The 17,931-nt window shown below is 55.6% G+C and carries 18 protein-coding genes; 12 read left to right on the top strand and 6 right to left on the bottom strand.

Translation table 11 applies throughout. The features are described 5' to 3' along the window. Positions 1-8: 8 nt before the first annotated feature. Positions 9-383, bottom strand: a complete 375-nt coding sequence (gene apaG, locus M2Q46_RS12590; RefSeq protein ID WP_021447080.1) for a Co2+/Mg2+ efflux protein ApaG — start codon at positions 381-383, stop codon at positions 9-11. 117 nt (positions 384-500) lie between these two features. Here apaG and rpe point away from each other — a divergent pair, with 117 nt between their 5' ends. Beyond that, on the top strand, positions 501-1,196 hold the full coding sequence (rpe, locus tag M2Q46_RS12595) for a ribulose-phosphate 3-epimerase (protein ID WP_009458542.1): 696 nt from the start codon (positions 501-503) through the stop codon (positions 1,194-1,196). 26 nt (positions 1,197-1,222) lie between these two features. On the opposite strand, the gene M2Q46_RS12600 is transcribed toward rpe, so the two are convergent. Continuing rightward, complete coding sequence (locus tag M2Q46_RS12600; RefSeq protein WP_060186104.1) at positions 1,223-3,025, bottom strand: GGDEF domain-containing protein; 1,803 nt, start codon at positions 3,023-3,025, stop codon at positions 1,223-1,225. Positions 3,026-3,236: 211 nt separating this feature from the next. Here M2Q46_RS12600 and M2Q46_RS12605 point away from each other — a divergent pair, with 211 nt between their 5' ends. The 9 genes from M2Q46_RS12605 (at position 3,237) to M2Q46_RS12645 (ending at position 11,980) form a co-directional block, all read left to right on the top strand. Then, on the top strand, positions 3,237-3,917 hold the full coding sequence (locus M2Q46_RS12605) for a phosphoglycolate phosphatase (protein ID WP_021447082.1): 681 nt from the start codon (positions 3,237-3,239) through the stop codon (positions 3,915-3,917). 215 nt (positions 3,918-4,132) lie between these two features. Then, on the top strand, positions 4,133-5,653 hold the full coding sequence (trpE, locus tag M2Q46_RS12610; protein ID WP_302357352.1) for an anthranilate synthase component I: 1,521 nt from the start codon (positions 4,133-4,135) through the stop codon (positions 5,651-5,653). A gap of 37 nt (positions 5,654-5,690) precedes the next feature. Further along, on the top strand, positions 5,691-6,254 hold the full coding sequence (locus M2Q46_RS12615) for an aminodeoxychorismate/anthranilate synthase component II (RefSeq protein ID WP_021447083.1): 564 nt from the start codon (positions 5,691-5,693) through the stop codon (positions 6,252-6,254). A gap of 3 nt (positions 6,255-6,257) precedes the next feature. Beyond that, entirely contained in the window at positions 6,258-7,292 is a 1,035-nt protein-coding gene (gene trpD / locus M2Q46_RS12620; RefSeq protein WP_035268496.1) for an anthranilate phosphoribosyltransferase, read from the top strand. Beyond that, the gene (gene trpC / locus M2Q46_RS12625) at positions 7,289-8,089 is read left to right on the top strand and encodes an indole-3-glycerol phosphate synthase TrpC (RefSeq protein WP_009458523.1); all 801 of its coding nucleotides are present in this window, start codon (positions 7,289-7,291) and stop codon (positions 8,087-8,089) included. The genes trpD and trpC overlap by 4 nt, the downstream gene beginning before the upstream one ends. Beyond that, the gene (locus M2Q46_RS12630; protein WP_115634843.1) at positions 8,086-8,544 is read left to right on the top strand and encodes an HIT family protein; all 459 of its coding nucleotides are present in this window, start codon (positions 8,086-8,088) and stop codon (positions 8,542-8,544) included. The genes trpC and M2Q46_RS12630 overlap by 4 nt, the downstream gene beginning before the upstream one ends. Before the next feature lie 459 nt (positions 8,545-9,003). After that, entirely contained in the window at positions 9,004-10,854 is a 1,851-nt protein-coding gene (locus M2Q46_RS12635; protein WP_302357354.1) for a ribonucleoside triphosphate reductase, read from the top strand. Between the two features lie 175 nt (positions 10,855-11,029). Next, complete coding sequence (gene nrdD / locus M2Q46_RS12640) at positions 11,030-11,212, top strand: anaerobic ribonucleoside-triphosphate reductase (RefSeq protein WP_115634839.1); 183 nt, start codon at positions 11,030-11,032, stop codon at positions 11,210-11,212. Positions 11,213-11,230: 18 nt separating this feature from the next. Next, positions 11,231-11,980 (top strand): anaerobic ribonucleoside-triphosphate reductase activating protein, encoded by a 750-nt coding sequence (locus M2Q46_RS12645; protein ID WP_035268503.1) that lies wholly within the window; start codon positions 11,231-11,233, stop codon positions 11,978-11,980. A 5-nt stretch (positions 11,981-11,985) separates the two neighbouring features. On the opposite strand, the gene M2Q46_RS12650 is transcribed toward M2Q46_RS12645, so the two are convergent. The 3 genes from M2Q46_RS12650 to M2Q46_RS12660 are packed head-to-tail and all read right to left on the bottom strand — an operon-like array spanning position 11,986 to position 14,415. Next, entirely contained in the window at positions 11,986-12,483 is a 498-nt protein-coding gene (locus M2Q46_RS12650) for an SCP2 domain-containing protein (RefSeq protein WP_258866285.1), read from the bottom strand. Between the two features lie 15 nt (positions 12,484-12,498). Further along, positions 12,499-13,401 carry a U32 family peptidase gene (locus M2Q46_RS12655; protein WP_031232782.1) on the bottom strand — a complete coding sequence of 301 codons (903 nt, stop codon included), beginning with the start codon at positions 13,399-13,401 and terminating at the stop codon, positions 12,499-12,501. 18 nt (positions 13,402-13,419) lie between these two features. Further along, on the bottom strand, positions 13,420-14,415 hold the full coding sequence (locus tag M2Q46_RS12660; RefSeq protein ID WP_009458516.1) for a peptidase U32 family protein: 996 nt from the start codon (positions 14,413-14,415) through the stop codon (positions 13,420-13,422). Positions 14,416-14,663: 248 nt separating this feature from the next. On the opposite strand from M2Q46_RS12660, the gene M2Q46_RS12665 reads away from it, so the two are divergent. Next, a complete protein-coding gene (locus M2Q46_RS12665) occupies positions 14,664-14,885 on the top strand; it encodes a DUF2249 domain-containing protein (RefSeq protein WP_035268878.1) in 222 nt (73 codons plus the stop codon). A 4-nt stretch (positions 14,886-14,889) separates the two neighbouring features. Next, the gene (locus tag M2Q46_RS12670) at positions 14,890-16,257 is read left to right on the top strand and encodes a hypothetical protein (protein ID WP_302357356.1); all 1,368 of its coding nucleotides are present in this window, start codon (positions 14,890-14,892) and stop codon (positions 16,255-16,257) included. Here M2Q46_RS12670 and M2Q46_RS12675 read toward each other — a convergent pair. After that, the gene (locus M2Q46_RS12675; protein WP_052159203.1) at positions 16,196-16,966 is read right to left on the bottom strand and encodes a Crp/Fnr family transcriptional regulator; all 771 of its coding nucleotides are present in this window, start codon (positions 16,964-16,966) and stop codon (positions 16,196-16,198) included. The genes M2Q46_RS12670 and M2Q46_RS12675 overlap by 62 nt on opposite strands. Positions 16,967-17,931 lie beyond the last annotated feature (965 nt).

The following is a 17,931-nucleotide window of genomic DNA, read 5'->3' on the forward strand; positions in this document are numbered from 1 at the left end:
TTTGGCCCTTAGTGCAAGGTACGGGGAGAGGAAAGGATGAACTCCTGAATGGCGACCTCAAAGGGCACACCATTTTCACCAACACATTGATAGCTGCCGCGCATGGTGCCAAACGGCGTGTTCAGGGGGCAACCACTGGTGTATTCAAAGGTCTCACCTGGAGCCAGCACCGGCTGTTGTCCTACAACGCCCAGGCCACGCACTTCCTGAACCTGCTGATTGTCGTCCGTAATGATCCAGTGACGACTGATAATCTGGGCCGTCTGCTGTCCATTGTTGGTAATCCGTACGGTATAGGCAAAAACATATTGATTGCTATCGGGCTCGGATTGCTCAGGCAGGTACTGGGGCGTGATCTGCACCTCAATATCGTCAGGCTTCATGATGGATTCCAGGTTACGGCTGTACAAATACGGGGCGCTGCACAGCCCCCCGCTTGAAACTATAATGATGACATATGGCCACGATTTTCGTGATGTCTAATCTTTACGGCACCTATTATGTCCCAAGCCAGCTCCACACGTATCGCTCCCAGTATTTTATCGGCCGACTTCGCCCGCCTGGGTGAAGAAGTCCGCAATGTTATCGCCGCCGGTGCCGACTGGGTTCACTGCGACATCATGGACAACCACTTTGTACCGAACCTGACTTTCGGCCCCATGGTCTGTGCTGCGCTGCGCCCCCACACCACTGCCCCCATCGACGTACACCTGATGGTGGAGCCCGTGGACGCGCTGATCCCCGAATTTGCCAAAGCCGGTGCCGATTACATCAGTTTTCACCCCGAAGCCTCGCGCCACGTGGATCGCACCCTGTCGCTGATCCGTGACCACGGCTGTAAGGCCGGCCTGGTATTCAACCCGGCCACCCCGCTGAACTGGATGGATCACCTGATGGACAAGCTGGATCTGGTCCTGCTGATGTCCGTTAACCCCGGCTTTGGTGGCCAGGCCTTTATCCCCAGCGCCATGGACAAGCTGCGCCAAGCCCGCGCCCGCATTGATGCGTGGACTGCAGAAGGTGGTCAGCCCATCCTGCTGCAAATCGACGGTGGCGTGAAGGTGGACAATATCGGCGCCATCCGTGCAGCCGGTGCTGACACCTTTGTGGCCGGTTCGGCTATTTTTGGTCAGCCCGACTACGCTCAGGTCATCCGCGACATGCGCGCGCAAATCGCTCTGGCAGAGCAGGCCTAAATCCTGCGTTCGGCCTGCTGTTCCCGCTACTGCAGCATCGTATTGCGGCTATAACTGCCCTGCCGAACCGCACTGTCGGGGCGGCGGCGCTCCACAAACAAGGCATTGCCCTGCACCCGCTTGGCCTGTGCCTTGGCAGAACTGGCCAGCTCCGCAATTAAAGAGCCCGAATACAATTCGGGCTCCTCGACTGTGACCACACCTAAAGACAGGCTCACTAGCGGGTGAAACACCAGCACGCCTTGACGGTTTTCAGCCAAATAGCCGCCTGCTTGCCGATGCTCCAGTCTATACAGGGACTCCAGCTCTTTTTCCAGCTCGTCCAGAATGCTTTGGCAGCGCTCGGCCCAGTCCGGGCTGGTAAACACCAAAATAAAATCGTCCCCCCCCACATGGCCCACAAAGTCCATGCGAGCCACCGCGTAACGGGTGAAGAGCTCGGCCATGGAGCGTAACAGCTCATCGCCTTTGCGATAGCCGTACAAATCGTTATAGGGTTTGAAGTGGTCCAGATCCGCATAGCACACAGCGAAGTTCTGCCGATTACGCAGCAAACTATCAATATGCTCATCAATCGGCACATTACCCGGCAATTGCGTCAGTGGATTGGCATAACGCGCCGTCATGATCTGAATCTGCGTAATTTCACGCATCAGCTCCACACTGGAGCCCAGGCCCAGATACTCACCCGCCCCGGTAATGATGAAACCATCACTCAAGGCATCCCCCGCTCCCTGCGTCATCAAGGTGCCCAACTCCAGCAAGCTGGTATCGCAGTCAACAATCAGCGGTGGGGTTTCAATAAACAGGGAGCATGGCTTGTTGCCATACAGTTCGCGGTGATAAGGCCGGGCAAGCTGATCATAAAGCTGGCTACGACGCAAAATACCCGTCGGTCGATCCCCTCGCACCAAAGCCACGGCACTAAGATCTGGGTGGCTTTGAAACAGCTCATACACACGATTCGTGGGTGTATTATCAGGCACCGCTGGCGCGGCACGCAGTAAACGCCGCACGCTCATGGAATCACGGCCTTGCACTTGACGCTGAGTGCGCACAGTGGAGGGTCCAAACAGCGCGGCTTGAGCGGGCTCCAGCTGAGGCGGGGGGTTAGGTTGAGGGCGACATAGCAAATAGCCCTGCCCACAGGCCACGCCCAAGTAGCGCAAGGTGCGTAGTTCCGCGCCGGTTTCAATCCCTTCTGCAATCACAACGGATTGAGCATGGCTGGCAATATCGCAAATGGAGCGTACCAATTGCTGCTTGAGCACATCGGTATCAATATCGCGCACAAAGTATTTGTCGATCTTGACGTACTCGGGCCGCAATTCGGACCACAAACGCAGCGAGGCATAGCCTTCACCCAGATCATCAATGGCAAACTGCAGGCCTTCTTTTCGATAAAGCTCAATAGCCTGATTCAGATAGTCGTAGCTGTCAGTACGCTCGGATTCGGTCAATTCGACCACCACCCGGCTCCAGTCAATGCCATCCAGCTGTGGCATACCGGTACGCGGTTCGATGCGGGCCGAAGGCAACATGCGCATCACCACATCCGGGCTGGAGTTCAAAAACAGTTTGCCCGCCAAACCCTGCTGCTTGAAACTGCTGACCAAGGTATGGCAACACAGCTCTTCCAGATCCCATAAGCGGCCACATTGCCGGGCGGCGTCAAACAAGGCCAAGGGCGAATAAAAACTGCTGTCCTTTGGCCCTCGAATCAAACCCTCGTAACCCAGAATCAAGCCGGACTGCAAATCCACAATGGGCTGAAAGACCGGCGTAACTTGTTTTTCTACGAGAATCTGATGAAATGTATCGAGCATCATACTTCCGCTCCTAGGGCCTTTCTGAACGGACTATCGAAAGCCAATCTTGTACCAAAATACGGTTTGCTCACTAAATTGATAAGCCCGCGTGCAGTAAGGAGCTTTAACATGATGAATCAAACGAAATGAAAACCCGACGTTCCGAAAACTTTTTTCTGCTCGACCTTAACAGGAATTTGACAATATTTTGTCACAAGTCAGCTACAAAAAGATGAATATTTTCTCTGTGCTGTTTGATTTGGATGGAACCCTGCTCGATACCATTCCCGATCTGGCCTCGGCATGTAATGCCATGCGTATCGACCTGGGTTTACCCCCGCTCCCAGAGGAGCGCATCGCCACTTTCGTGGGTAAGGGCTCGGAAAACCTGGTGCGACGCGCTCTGACCGATCTACCTGAACCTCCTGCCGACTACACCCCGGCATTGGAATCATTTTATTACCATTACCAATTATGTAATGGCCAACACAGCCGCCTGTATCCAGGTGTACTAGAAGGATTGGATGACTTTAAAAGCCAGGGATTGCGTCTGGCTGTGGTCACCAACAAGCCCGAACAATTTGCCCGCCCCTTGCTGGAACAAACAGGTTTGGGCCCGTACTTCGAACTGGTGGTGGGCGGTGATACCTGCCCGCGCAAAAAGCCCGACCCCATGCCTTTTGTCTACGCCTGCGAGCAAATGAAACTGGCTCCCGAACAGGCCTTGGTCATTGGGGATTCCATGAATGACGCCCAGGCAGCGCGTGCGGCGAACATCCCCGTACTGTTGGTTCCTTACGGCTATAACGAAGGCAAGGATGTGCAAAGCCTGGATTCCGATGGTATAGTTGCCTCTATTGCCGACGCGGCCACCTGGCTGCGCAATAAACGCAACACCATATTTACGTCATAAAATTCATGTCTACTCGCACTCACGCATCCACAATCTACGGCGCTTATTGGCGCTGGTGGCGTTCGTGTATCGGGTAGATATAACCTTGAAGTCTGGCGTCCCTGCAAAGTAGTACACAGCGGACCGCCTCCAGGAAAATAAGCCCGGTAATCACAACGACCGGGCTTTTTTTGTTTCTGTCCGGCTCGTCGTACCCACTGACCCTCGAGATCCCAATGACAGAAATAGAATTCAATGCCCTAGCAGCAGAAGGCTTTAACCGCATTCCCCTGATTGCGGAAACCTATGCCGACCTGGATACGCCCCTGTCGATTTATCTGAAACTGGCGCACAACGGCCCCGAAGGCGGACGTTACAGCTGCCTGATGGAATCGGTTGTGGGCGGCGAGCAGTTCGGTCGCTACTCCTTTATTGGCCTGCCTGCCCGTACCGTGATCCGCAGCTATGGCCGTCATACCCAAGTGCTGCACGATGGCAAGATTGTCGAAACAGCCGAAGGCGATCCGCTGGAATTCATCGAGCAATTCCAGGCCCGTTTCAAAGTAGCCCTGCGTCCTGGCATGCCCCGCTTTGCGGGTGGTCTGGCCGGTTACTTCGGCTACGACACGGTGCGTCACATCGAACCGTCCCTGGGCATGAACCGCAAACCCTCCCCTTCCGACCAGGAAGAAGGCGTGCCGGACATCATGCTGCTACAAGTAGACGAGCTGGTGATTGTGGATAATCTGGCTGGCCGCACTTACCTGCTGGTCTACGCCGATCCCGCCCAGCCCGAAGCCTACGTACTGGCCAAGCGTCGTCTGAAGGATCTGCGCGAAAAGCTGCGTTCACCCGTCGTGATCCCTTACGCCTACGCCAGCATGCAAACCGAATGCGAGCGCGACTTCGACAAAGAGGATTACCTGAAGGCCGTGGCCCGCGCCAAGGAATACATTGCAGCCGGTGACCTGATGCAAGTGCAGATCGGCCAGGTCATCACCAAACCTTTCCGCGACTCGCCCCTGTCCCTGTACCGCGCCCTGCGTTCGCTGAACCCATCGCCTTACATGTACTTCTGGAACTTCGACGACTTCCAGGTCGTGGGTGCCTCGCCAGAAATTCTGGTGCGTCAGGAAGAACACCGTCAGGATGGCCGCAACATGGAGCGCGTCACCATTCGCCCACTGGCCGGCACTCGCAAACGCGGTGCCACACCTGAAGCCGATGCCGCACTGGCCGCCGAGCTGAAGTCCGACCCTAAAGAACGCGCCGAACACCTGATGCTGATCGACCTGGCCCGCAACGATATTGGCCGTATCGCCAAAACCGGCTCGGTACAAGTCACGGACACCATGGCAATCGAACGTTACTCGCATGTTCAGCACCTGGTCTCCAATGTCTGCGGTGAACTGCAAGACGGCATGAGCCAGATGGACGTGCTGCGCGCCTCCTTCCCCGCGGGCACCCTGACCGGCGCCCCCAAGGTACGCGCCATGGAAGTCATTGATGAACTTGAGCCCGTGCGCCGTGGCGTTTACGGTGGTGCCGCTGGCTACCTGAGCTACTCGGGCGAAATGGATCTGGCTATTGCCATACGCACCGGCGTCATCAAGGACGGCATGCTCTATGTGCAGGCCGCCGCCGGTGTCGTGGCCGACTCCGATCCCGAAAAAGAATGGCAAGAGACCGAAGCCAAGGCACGCGCCGTAATCCGCGCTGCCGAACAAGTGCAATTCGGTCTGGACGAGCCTATTTAATCGCCCCACTGCCATCCTTTTTTGCCGGAGTATTCCCATGCTGTTCATGCTCGATAACTATGACTCGTTTACCTACAACCTGGTCCAGTACTTTGGAGAACTAGGTCAGGAAGTAGTGGTACGACGCAACGATCAAGTCACACTTGAAGAAATTGAAGCCTTGAATCCCAGCCATCTGTGCGTCTCGCCCGGCCCCAAGTCCCCTGCGGATGCGGGCCTGTCGGTTGCACTGATCCAGCACTTTGCCGGCAAGCTACCGATTCTGGGCGTCTGTCTGGGTCATCAGGCGATCGGGCATGCTTTTGGTGCGCGCATTATCCGTGCGCAGCAAATCATGCATGGGAAAGTCTCCCCTATTACTCACCAGGGCACGGACGTATTCAGCAACTTGCCCTCGCCCTTTAACGTCACCCGTTATCACTCCCTGGCCATCGAGCGCGACAGTCTGCCCGACTGTCTGGAGGTAACCGCGCAAACCGAAGACGGCGAGATCATGGGTGTCCGTCACCGCGAATTGCCTATTTATGGCGTGCAGTTTCACCCCGAGTCGGTGCTAAGCGAGCATGGCCACGCCTTACTGAAGAACTTTCTGGACCTTTAAATCATGAACACCATCACTCCTACCGAAGCACTGGTGCGCTGTATCGAACACCGGGAAATCTTCCACGACGAAATGCTGCATCTGATGCGCATGCTCATGCGCGGCGAAATGTCGCCTCAGATCGCGGCTGCCTTGCTGATGGGCTTGCGCGTGAAAAAAGAAAGCGTGGGTGAAATTTCTGCCGCCGCCCAGGTGATGCGCGAATTTGCCACTCCCGTCATTACGCCTAATCCGGACGAACTGCTGGATATGTGCGGTACAGGTGGCGACGGCTCCAATACCTTCAATATCTCCACCGCCTCCATGTTTGTGGCCGCCTCCGTAGGAGTGAAAGTAGCCAAGCACGGCAACCGCAGTGCCTCTTCCTCGTCCGGTAGTGCGGACGTGCTGGAAGCCCTGGGCGTAAACCTGACCTTCTCGCCCGAGCAAGTGGCGCAAAGCATTGCCGAAACCAATATTGGTTTCATGTTCGCCCCCGCTCACCACGGCGCCATGAAAAATGTGGCTGCTGTCCGCAAAGAGCTGGGCGTGCGCACTATTTTCAATATTCTGGGCCCACTGACCAACCCGGCCGGAGCAACCAACCAATTGATGGGCGTCTTCCACCCGGACCTGGTGGGGATTCAGGTGCGCGTAATGCAACGCCTGGGCGCTAAGCACGTGCTGATCGTGCACGGCAAGGACGGTATGGATGAAGCCTCTCTGGGTGCGGCCACCCTGGTGGGCGAACTGAAAGACGGTCAGGTGCGGGAATACGAAATTCACCCCGAAGACTTTGGCATGGCCATGACCTCCAACCGCAGCATTCGCGTCTCCAGCAAGGAAGAATCTGCCGTGATGATTATGGAAGCCCTCAATAACCAAGAGGGTACGGCTCGTGATATCGTGGGCCTCAATGCTGGTTTGGCCATCTATGCTGCCAACCACGCCGACTCCATTGAACAAGGCCTGCGCATGGCTTTTGAGGCCATTGCCAACGGTGCCGCACGCGAAAAACTCGAACAATTCCGCGCTTATACAAGGAAGTTAAATCCATGAACGACATTCTGGCCAAGATCCTCGACACCAAAAGAGCTGAAGTCGTCACCGCCCGCCAACTGCGCAGCGAGTCCGATCTGCTGCGCGAAGCGAAGAACCGGAACGACCTGCGCGGCTTTGCCAGCGCCATTGAAGACAAGATCGCTCAAGGCAAGCCTGCCATTATTGCGGAAGTCAAAAAGGCCTCCCCGTCCAAGGGTGTGATCCGTGCCGACTTCAACCCGACTGAGATTGCCTCCAGCTACGCCGCCCACGGCGCGGCCTGCCTGTCGGTCCTGACCGATATCCAGTATTTCCAGGGTTCCTACGACCACCTGCGCCAGGCCCGTGCCGTATGCGCACTGCCCGTACTGCGCAAAGACTTCATTATTGACCCCTATCAGATCATCCATGCCCGAGCCATGGGTGCCGACTGCATCTTGCTGATCGTCGCCGCGCTGGAGAAGGATCAGCTGATGGAATACGAAGAAATGGCCCACGAACTGGGCATGGACGTACTGGTTGAAGTACATGACCGCGCCGAGCTGGATATTGCCTTGCAAATGAAGACCAGCCTGCTGGGCATCAATAACCGCAATCTGCGCACCTTTGAAACCAGCACCCAGAACACGCTGGACCTGCTGCCCTTTATCCCCAGCGAAAAACGCGTTGTCACCGAAAGCGGTATTCACACCATTGAAGATGTGGCCCTGATGCGCGAGAACCAGGTGCAAGCCTTCCTGGTCGGTGAGGCCTTCATGCGTGAACCTGATCCAGGCGTTGCCTTGCAGAACCTGTTCTTCGGTCAGCCTGCATGAGCACCCACGCTTGCCCCCTGTGTGCCTTGAAACCCGATCAATTGCTATGGTCGGGTGCAGGGCTGCAGGTACTGGCCGTCACGGACAGTCCGTTTCCCGGCTATACACGGGTAATCTGGCAAGATCATGTGGCTGAAATGACAGACCTGTCTGAAGAACAACGGCAGCACATCATGGCAGCCGTATATGTGGTTGAGCAGACTCAGCGTGAACAACTGGGAGTCGCCAAGATCAATCTGGCTCAATTCGGAAATCAAGTGCCGCATCTGCATTGGCACATCATCCCTCGCTGGAAGGACGACCCTTTCTTTCCGGACTCTGCCTGGTCACCCGCCCCCACACGCACCGAAGAGCAGAAACAAAGCTGGGCTTCCCACGAGGAACGCCTGCTTGAACAAGTCAGCCAGTATCAGCAGGCACTTTGTATTGCGCTAAAAGCACGATTCAAGCACTAAACCCGCTATTCAAGTCCTACTATTCAAGAAATACCCGCTGGCCTGTAAAAAGTCAGCGGGTATTTTTTTGCCTCCCGGAAAAGAGACGGCGCACTGTAACAGACAAGTACACCGCTTATCCGTCGAGCCCGCTACAGTGCGGCTCCACCGGCAGGAGCCAAGCTGCTGTTGTGCTACTTGCACGTAACCCACATAAACAGCTTGCTTGCATAGCATGGCCATAGCCAACACTTTACACCTGGCAGCACGACCATCTCGCCTTCGCAAATCTCCATCTAAGAGCGATAAGGGTAAGGAGTGCCCAAAGACTTCTTTCCGACAAAATCCTTGATCCAGTCACTTCGAGCACAAAATTAACCTAGATCAAGCCTGGACGACAATCGCCTAGCCCCTTCAAAAACCACCATATATAGTGTCGTGAATCCTAAAAATCACTACATATAGGTTTTGGTGAAAAATATGGCTACCCAGGAAACCGCAACGCGTCCAGCTGCTCAGCTGGACATCATCCGCTCCATTACTGAATATCTGGACCGCCAGGACTGGCGCGTGCAAGCCAATGCCAACCAGGGCTATTCGCTGGGCGGTCTGATTCTGAACAGCTCGGGCAAGATGATTGCCAACTACTGGCTCAGCCACGTTTACCCCGAAGCGATCGGCCAGGCACACCGTCAGGCCGACCTGCACATCCACGATCTGGACATGCTCTCTGGTTACTGCGCCGGCTGGTCCTTGCGCACTTTCCTGAATGAAGGGCTCAATGGCGTACCCGGAAAAATCGAATCCGGCCCACCCCGTCATCTAAGCAGTGCAGTCGGTCAGGTCGTCAATTTCCTGGGCACCCTGCAGAACGAATGGGCCGGTGCCCAGGCCTTCAGCTCCTTTGATACCTATATGGCGCCCTTCATCCGCAAGGACGGCCTGAGCTACAAGCAGGTGCGCCAATGCATGCAGGAACTGATCTACAACCTGAACGTACCCTCGCGCTGGGGGACGCAGACGCCCTTTACCAATCTGACCTTTGACTGGGCGTGCCCCGACGACCTGCGCGAGCAAGTTCCGCAAATCGGTGGCGAAGAAATGCCGTTTTGCTACGGGGATCTGCAGGCCGAAATGGACATGATCAACCAGGCCTATATCGAAGTCATGAGCGAGGGCGATGCCCGTGGCCGTGCCTTCACCTTTCCGATCCCCACCTACAACATCACCCGGGATTTTGACTGGCACAGCCCGAATGCCGAGCGCCTGTTTGCCATGACGGCCAAATATGGCCTGCCCTACTTCCAGAACTTCATTAACTCCGAGCTGGAACCCAATATGATCCGCTCCATGTGCTGCCGCCTGCAGCTGGATCTGCGCGAGCTGCTCAAGCGCGGTAATGGCTTGTTTGGCTCTGCCGAACAAACTGGCTCCCTGGGGGTGGTCACCCTGAACTGCGCCCGCCTGGGTTATCTGTATCAAGGCGATGAAGCCGGTCTGTTTGCCCGTTTGGATGAACTGCTGGAAATGGGCCGCGACAGCCTGGAAATCAAGCGCACGGTGATCCAGCAGCATATGGACCAAGGGCTGTTTCCCTACACACGCCGCTATCTGGGCACCTTGCGCAATCACTTTTCCACACTGGGAGTTAACGGCATTAACGAGATGATCCGCAACTTTACCCAGGACAAGCAAAATCTTTGCACGCCGTGGGGGCACCGCTTTGCCCTGCGTTTGCTGGACCATATTCGGGAGCGCATGGTGGAGTTTCAGGAAAGTACCGGCCACCTGTACAACCTGGAAGCCACCCCTGCCGAGGGCACCACTTACCGCTTTGCCAAAGAAGATCGCGCCCGCTGGCCCGACATTCTGCAAGCAGGGACCGAGCAAATGCCTTACTACACCAATTCCTCACAGCTGCCGGTGGGCTTCACCGAAGATCCTTTCGAAGCACTGGAACGACAAGACGAGCTGCAAGGCAAATATACCGGCGGCACCGTGCTGCACCTCTATATGACCGAAGCACTGTCCAGCACTGATGCCTGCCGCAATCTGGTGCAACGAGCCTTGAACCGTTTTTCCTTGCCTTACATCACCGTTACGCCCACATTTTCTATCTGCCCCAAGCACGGCTATCTGTCTGGAAAACATGAGTTTTGCCCGCATTGCGACAGCGAATTGCTGGCCAACAAGATAGCTCAAGCTCGAGCCGAGGCTGACGTTCAAAACGAAGTTTTCGCGGACACGTCAACGCCGTCGTCGACACCGACACCGACACCGACACCGACACCGACACCGACACCGACACCGACACCGACATCAGTCCATTAAAGCCGATCTCTTCAAGTCAACTTTTTACCAAGACAGGCTAAACCCAATCCACTTGGCTCAACTAAAACCAGGCTTTTAGTTGTCCTCAGCCTTTATCTACAACCAGCCTCTTGGCACACACCCAGGCTAGTCACATCCGCATAGCGTGACGGCCCTTTTTTCCAAGGAGTTATTCATGAATACCGACACCATCACTCTTCAAGATTCCGAACGCCAGCCTTGCGAAATCTGGACACGCGTCATGGGCTATCACCGTCCCATGTCGTCTTTCAATATTGGCAAGCAAGGTGAGTTTCATGAGCGACGCTACTTCACCGAAGCCAGCGCCTGCGCAAGCAATGCCGTCCCCACCCGATAAACAGCCCGGTCAAATTCCATGACTTACGCCACGCGCCATCTTTACCCGGCCACGCCTGCCCACAAAGTGGCATTGAAAGTGGGTGGCTGCGCCCCTTTCTCGGCTACGGATTACCCCGGCCAATTAGCCGCTGTCATCTTTGTGCAAGGCTGCCCCTGGCGCTGTGGCTACTGCCACAACCCCCACCTGCAAGAGCGCACACCAGACAGTGCTATTGATTGGAACGCCCTGCTGGACTTTCTGAATCGCCGCGTCGGCCTGCTGGATGCCGTCGTGTTTAGCGGCGGCGAGCCCACACTGGACCCAGCCCTGGGCTCCGCCATCCGCGCGGTGCGCAGGCTGGGTTTCAAAATCGGTTTACACACCGCAGGCACACATCCGGCCAGACTGCTGGAAATCCTGCCTTGGGTGGACTGGATAGGCCTGGATATCAAGGCAGAGTTCAGTCACTACGACGCCATTACTCAACGCAGCAATAGTGCCGCTGCGCCCTTACGCAGTTTGCAGTTGCTGCTGAACGAAGACGTTCTGTTTGAGTGCCGCAGCACTATTCATCCCCAACTGCACAGTCCCGCCTCGGTACAAGCTTTGGGACAACACCTGCATGAGCTGGGCGTCCAGCGCTATGCCGTGCAGATTTTCCGCACACAAGGCTGTGATGACGATTTCCTGAATGAAACTGGGCAGGCTTTGCAGGCCTACCCAGGAGCGGAAGTTTTGGAAAACCTCCAGAAGCTGTTTCCGCACTTTGAAGTGCGACGCTCTTAATTGTCTCAGGAAGAAGCGGGGGTGCGTATCGGGCGGCGCAGCACATCCTGTAAAGCCGCTTTACCCTGTTTAAGCACTGCACGTGGATGCAGAATATCGGGGTCCAAGGCGTCCAGGGTGTTTTTCACCATCAGACCCAATTCGGTATCACCCTCAATCGACAGACGTCGATTAAAGAACAAGGTATCCGGATCTTCCTGCCGCTGCAAAAGCTGATAAAAAGCCCAAAGATCCGCTTTCAGAGTCAAATCCGGACGTTGTACGCGTGCCGACAGAGGATAAAAAGCCCCTTGGCGCCACGTATAGTCAAACGCTAAGCCGGCATCCGCCACCTGTATGCGTAAAGCTCGCCCTTCCAACCGTTCCGCAATGTCAACCGGCAAGTGCGGACGCATCAGCACGTTCAAGCCCGTACAAAACAAGCGGGAGCCGGGCCACGGGGGTAAACGGCTTAAAACACCCGCCACAACAGCAGGTAAACGGGGAGTCGTTATTTCATTCATTCTTCCATCCCTCCCTTAAAAACGCTCTGACACCGGCGACACCCATTCCAAACCGGGGCGACCATGCCAGAAACCGTTGCAGGCCTTAGCGGGCAGTAAAGGCAGCATATCCTCGTGGGCATCCCTTGCCTGAATACGCCCCTGAATCACGTCATTAAACAAATGCACGACCGCATCCATATGCTGAGATTGCGGACTCAAACGCAGCATATTCACACCCAAATCGCGCAAATCCTGTACCTGCTCCAGTAAGGTGTACACCCAGGCGGATTGAGTCTGGATACCGTTAATCGTCAGAAAACCCTGCCCTTCACGAGTTTCCAGCAGCAAGCCATCGGGATAGTCCATGCATACGTACTGGCAATTGTCCTTGGGCAGATTGCGGTTACGCGCCGCAAAGCAACGGGCCGAGAAAGCCAGGGGCAAACGCCCGAAGGCAAAGACCTCGGTTTCCAAACCGGCAGGTCTGTCTTGCTGCAACTGCGCCAATCCTGCACGGCCCATTTCCAGAGGCATCACCCAACGCACCGCGCCTTGAGAAGCAATCAAATCCAGCACTGGCCCGTTATAAACATTTAAAAAAGGGCCGGCGACAAAGTCCCGACCCTGCATCAAACGTACTGCTCCCATATCATTGGCTTCGACCAGATAATCAGCCTGTTCGGTGACCTTGCGTAGCGTATTCACGTCCCGCCCGGACTCCAGCAAGACCTGACTAGACAGAACCGGCACCTTGCCAGCCTGGGCCAGCATCTGGGCAATATCCAGCCAATCATCCAGTCGTAGCTCGTGACGACGCGAACATACGGTCTCGCCCAGATACACCACATCGATAGGCCAGTCGCAGGCCGACTCATAAAACTGCATCGTGGCAACGCGGGACCAGTAATACTGCAAGGGGCCTAAAGATAATTTCATGATTGAGCCTCCCATGCTCTACTTCCAGGGCCGAGAATAGGCACCCAGCGTATGTTGCTGCCCTTCGGCCAGTTTGTTCAAAGCCCCCATCCAGGCCGGATGGACTGAATAACGGGCTGGCGTGGATTTGGCCGAATCAATGGCTTGCCGCCATACCTGAGTAACTTGAGCCACATAAGCCGGGCTGCGCTGTCGGCCTTCAATCTTGATTGCGCTGACACCCGCCGCCAACAGTTGTGGCAACAAGGACAAAGTGTTCAGGCTGGTGGGCTCCTCCAGTGCGTAATAGTTTTCGCCCGCCACATCAAAACGCCCTTTGCACAAAGTGGGGTAAGCCGCATTTTCACCATCCTGATAGCGGTCGATCAACACACCATTCAGACGCGACTCCAGCCCCTGATCTGTCTGCTCCCAGCGCACATGCCCGGCGGGGGAACAGACTCCATGTGTATTGGGGGACTCACCAGTGGCATAGGAGGACAAGGCACAGCGGCCCTCCACCATCACGCACAAGCTGCCAAAGCCAAAAACCTCAACCTGAACAGGGACCTGCTCACAGACCTGCTCCACTTGGGTCATGGACAGGACACGCGGCAAAACCACGCGCTGAATACCGAAGTTCTGGTGGTAATACTTGATGGCTTCCGGATTGGTGGCTGAACCCTGCACCGACAAGTGCAAGCGCAGATTGGGATGTGCCTGACTGGCATAGGCCATCAATCCTGGGTCTGCCATGATGACCGCATCGACCTGAGCCTGGGCAGCTCGGTCCACCGCGTCGCGCCACTGTTGCCAGGCATTGGGTTGCGGGTAGGTATTGAGAGCCAGCAAAACTTTGCGGCCGCGCTGGTGTGCGTAATCAATCCCTTGTGCAATCGCCTGTGCATCAAAATTAAGCCCGGCGAAGTTCCGGGCGTTGGTGGCATCCCGGAACCCCAGATAGACACTATCGGCTCCGTTATCAATGGCTGCTTTCAAGGCAGGTAAGCTGCCCGCTGGGCAAACCAGTTCCATCTGCGGGTTATCGGACGCGGCTAAAGCCGTGGACGCTGTATTCATGACACTCCCCGATCAGCAATCTGGCCAGGGTGGATCCTGGCTCGACAAGACCACCACTATGCCTGCTCTGAAATTAAGGGGCCTTAACGCATATCAAATTCTTCCCACCTCCTGACCCGTGGCAAACAAGTCCCACTTTGCCTGCGCCATAGGCGGGCAGAATGGTCCACAATGCCTTCCAAGCCTTTCGTGCTGGAGTCTTGATGACACAAACTGAGATCACGCTGGATACTCGCGGCCTGCCCGCACCCGAGCCTTTGGAGCATTGCCTGGAAGCACTGGCTGAACTGGCTCCCACCCAGGCCTTGCTCATGTGGCTGGATCGAGAACCTTTCCCCTTGTATGAAATCCTGCGACGCAGCGGCTTCAAGTATCACGGCACCCACCAAGAAAACGGCTTCAAGCTCATCATCCGCAGGAACTAAGTCTATGCAACGCGCTTTATCGCTGGATCAGTCACCCTCTTTGTCACTGACCTTGCCCTTGTTTGCGAATGTCCCTTTTTTTGGACTGCTGGCTGCCATGCTGGCGCTCTATAGCGGACCGGAATTATTCAACTCCCGCTGGCACCCCGCCACCTTGGCCATAACCCATGCCTGGACCTTGGGGATCGTGGGCAGTGCCATGTTTGCCTCTTTGGCACATATTCTGGCCGTGGCCTGCAATGTGCGTATTCAGGTGTCACTCGGTCAGGCGCTAGCTTTTTGGGGCTTGCTCAGCGCTGGCACACTATTTCTGATGACAGGCTTTCTTAGCTGGCAAAGCTGGGCTTACACGCTGGCAGGCGCTTGTCTTGCCTTTGCTTTGGGGGTTTATCTACTGACTGCCATGCTGGCCTTGTGGCGCTCTCGGCGCGACGTCTTTCGCGGCGCCAAAGAAATCGTTGCTCCTATCCGACTGGCTTTGCTGGGACTGTTGCTGACTGTCTCAACGGGGCTTGCCATGCTGGTCGCCCTGGCAAGCGAACAAGCCGTCGCCAATTTTCTGAATCTGCACATGACGATGGGCCTGGCAGCTTGGGCAGGCTTGCTGCTGATTGCCATGTCGTTCCAACTGCTGCCTATTTTTCAAATCACCGAACTCTACCCAGCGCCTCTAGTACGTTGGCTACCTTGGGTCGTAGGAGCCTTGTTGATTGCACAGTGGGCCCTGGCCTCCTTACCTGGCTCCTGGTTACCTGTGCGTGATCTGGTCACCTACCTGATCTTTTTAAGCTACGGCTTATGGGCGGTGATTACGTGGGCGCGCCTCTGGAAACGCAAGCGTCCGACAGCAGGAGCCAGCACCTTATTCTGGTACAGCTCCTTAAGCAGCCTGTTGATTGCTGTTCTGTTGAACTTCTGGGCCCACAATCCCGCCGCCTCCAACGCAGAGCTGGCGATTGGTGTCTTGCTCATTATGGGAGCCTTGGGTTCCGTCGTCTGTGGGATGCTCTATACCATCGTGCCCTTTCTACTTTGGCGGGAGGCCCAGGAGCATGTCAGCATGGATACGGACAATACCGAGCACACGCGTGCCCTCTTGCGCCTTATTCCCAAGACTGCCAACTACATCCCCGCGTCCACCGCCCGCGCGCATTGGGCTTTGCATAGCCTGGGCCTGATACTCTGGACAGGGGCAAGCTTGGGCGTCGAATCTTTCGCGTGGTTGGCAGCACCTACCTTGCTGCTGTCCTTTGCGATCCTGTCATGGAATCTATGGGCAGCCTGGCAGCGTTATCGCCATAGCCTGCGCGCTATCCACGCATATCAGGCAGAGCACCATATTGCCGCAAAGCCGCGCTGTCCAGAATCGTAAAATTACGTCGCTGAACCCGAATCAGATCCCGGTCCATCAAATCACGCAAGGTACGTGATAAGTGCTCCGGGGTCAGATTCAGGCGGGAAGCAATGACGGACTTACCAACATCGATCCTGAAGGGGACACCCTCTTCGCCCGGCCACTCCTGCAAAAGGTAATTCACCAGACGTTGCACACCATTTTGCAGCGTATAGGCCTCCAACTCGCCCATCAAGCGATAAAGCCGCTCACTTAAACCAGCCAGCATCAGGCGGGCAACATCACTGCCCTTCTCCAGCTGCTCCATCAAGGTGTCTCTGTTGATATGCAAAAGCAGAGAATCCACCAAAGTCTGGGCCGTCACAATGTAATTACGGCCCATGAACATCAGCGCCTCACCAAACCCCTCTCCTGGTCCCACCAGGCGAACGACGCGCTCTGAGCCCGTGGACGAGACAAATACCAGCTTCACCCGACCATAGACCAACATGTGAAAGCCCAAACAAGGGTCCCCACTGTGAAATAAAGTCGTCCCACGCAAAGCATGTATTTCCTGAGTGCCTTTTGCGATGGGCTCCAGCTGTTCCGGTGGCAGCTCCTTGAATATAGGCAGATGAGCCAGCTGGGCCTGTATCCGCTTCCAGCGTCCCGGCCCTTCACCCTGCACTAGCCTGGTGTCTGACAATTCTTCATTGCTTGCCTGCGAGGCCATGTCTTGAGCCGCCATATCTTTTCCGTATGCCAAATAGAACCATAGCTAGACTGACATACTCCGTTCCCTCTTGTTCAGATTAGCTCGGTGCCTGATTGATACACGTCAAACAGATAAATCGAGGCTTTAAAGAGGACGTAAAAAGATAGTCAGAACAGCTAGTTCAGCATGACTTAGGAACAGATCCAAGCAAGAAGCGGTCAAATTTGACCATGTTAGAGGTAGGGAATATTGAGAGGGGAAACTGATTGGGGACAGCCTCATTTCCAAATCGACTTGAATTCTGAATGGATGCAATAGGCCTTAGCAGAGCCAGCTACGTCGACGTTAAAGAGAAAACTGAGTAGGAATTTCGGAGGGCTCAGGGAGGACGAATACAGGCAGTGACTAAGTACGCTACAGCCCTAAGCTAAGGAGACAGATGTCGGCAGTTGCAGCCCCCATCTTGGTCATCAAAGCTGATTGGTGCGAAAAGCTCAGCTGCTAATGCTACGAGCGCGAAGAGTAGAGCGACCACTCTGCAGCGATGATCCAGCCACGTTGTCTGCAACTAAAGCATTAAACGCTATGCGCACCAATCATAGAACAGGCACCGTGCATGCCGATTAGAGTCACTACCCGTGGCAATCAGCAGCAGCAGCAGAAGAAGAAGAAGAAGAAGAAGAAGAAGTGGTCTGTCGCCGCGTCTCAACAACAAACAATCGGCACAGCAAGAGTAGAACGACCGAGCATTCTGAAGGTAAACAGCGACGCATTGTCCGTCAACCCTCTGGTGCCGGGACAGAATGTCATGGCCAACCTACTAGGCTTAGGCCAATCGGCGTCGGTAAGAACACGGAATACACGCAGCCCAGAACGGGCCAGGAGGGGTGGCGGTGCGCCTGAACCGGGCGGTCCAGGGTCAGGCCTTCGAGCAATCCGAGACAGGCCGGTAGCCTGCGCTTTTGTCGCCGCCTAAAACAAAACCCCCGCAAGGGATG

It is taken from the genome of Alcaligenes sp. YSL9 (genome assembly GCF_030515105.1).
GTDB classification, from domain to species: domain Bacteria; phylum Pseudomonadota; class Gammaproteobacteria; order Burkholderiales; family Burkholderiaceae_B; genus Alcaligenes; species Alcaligenes phenolicus.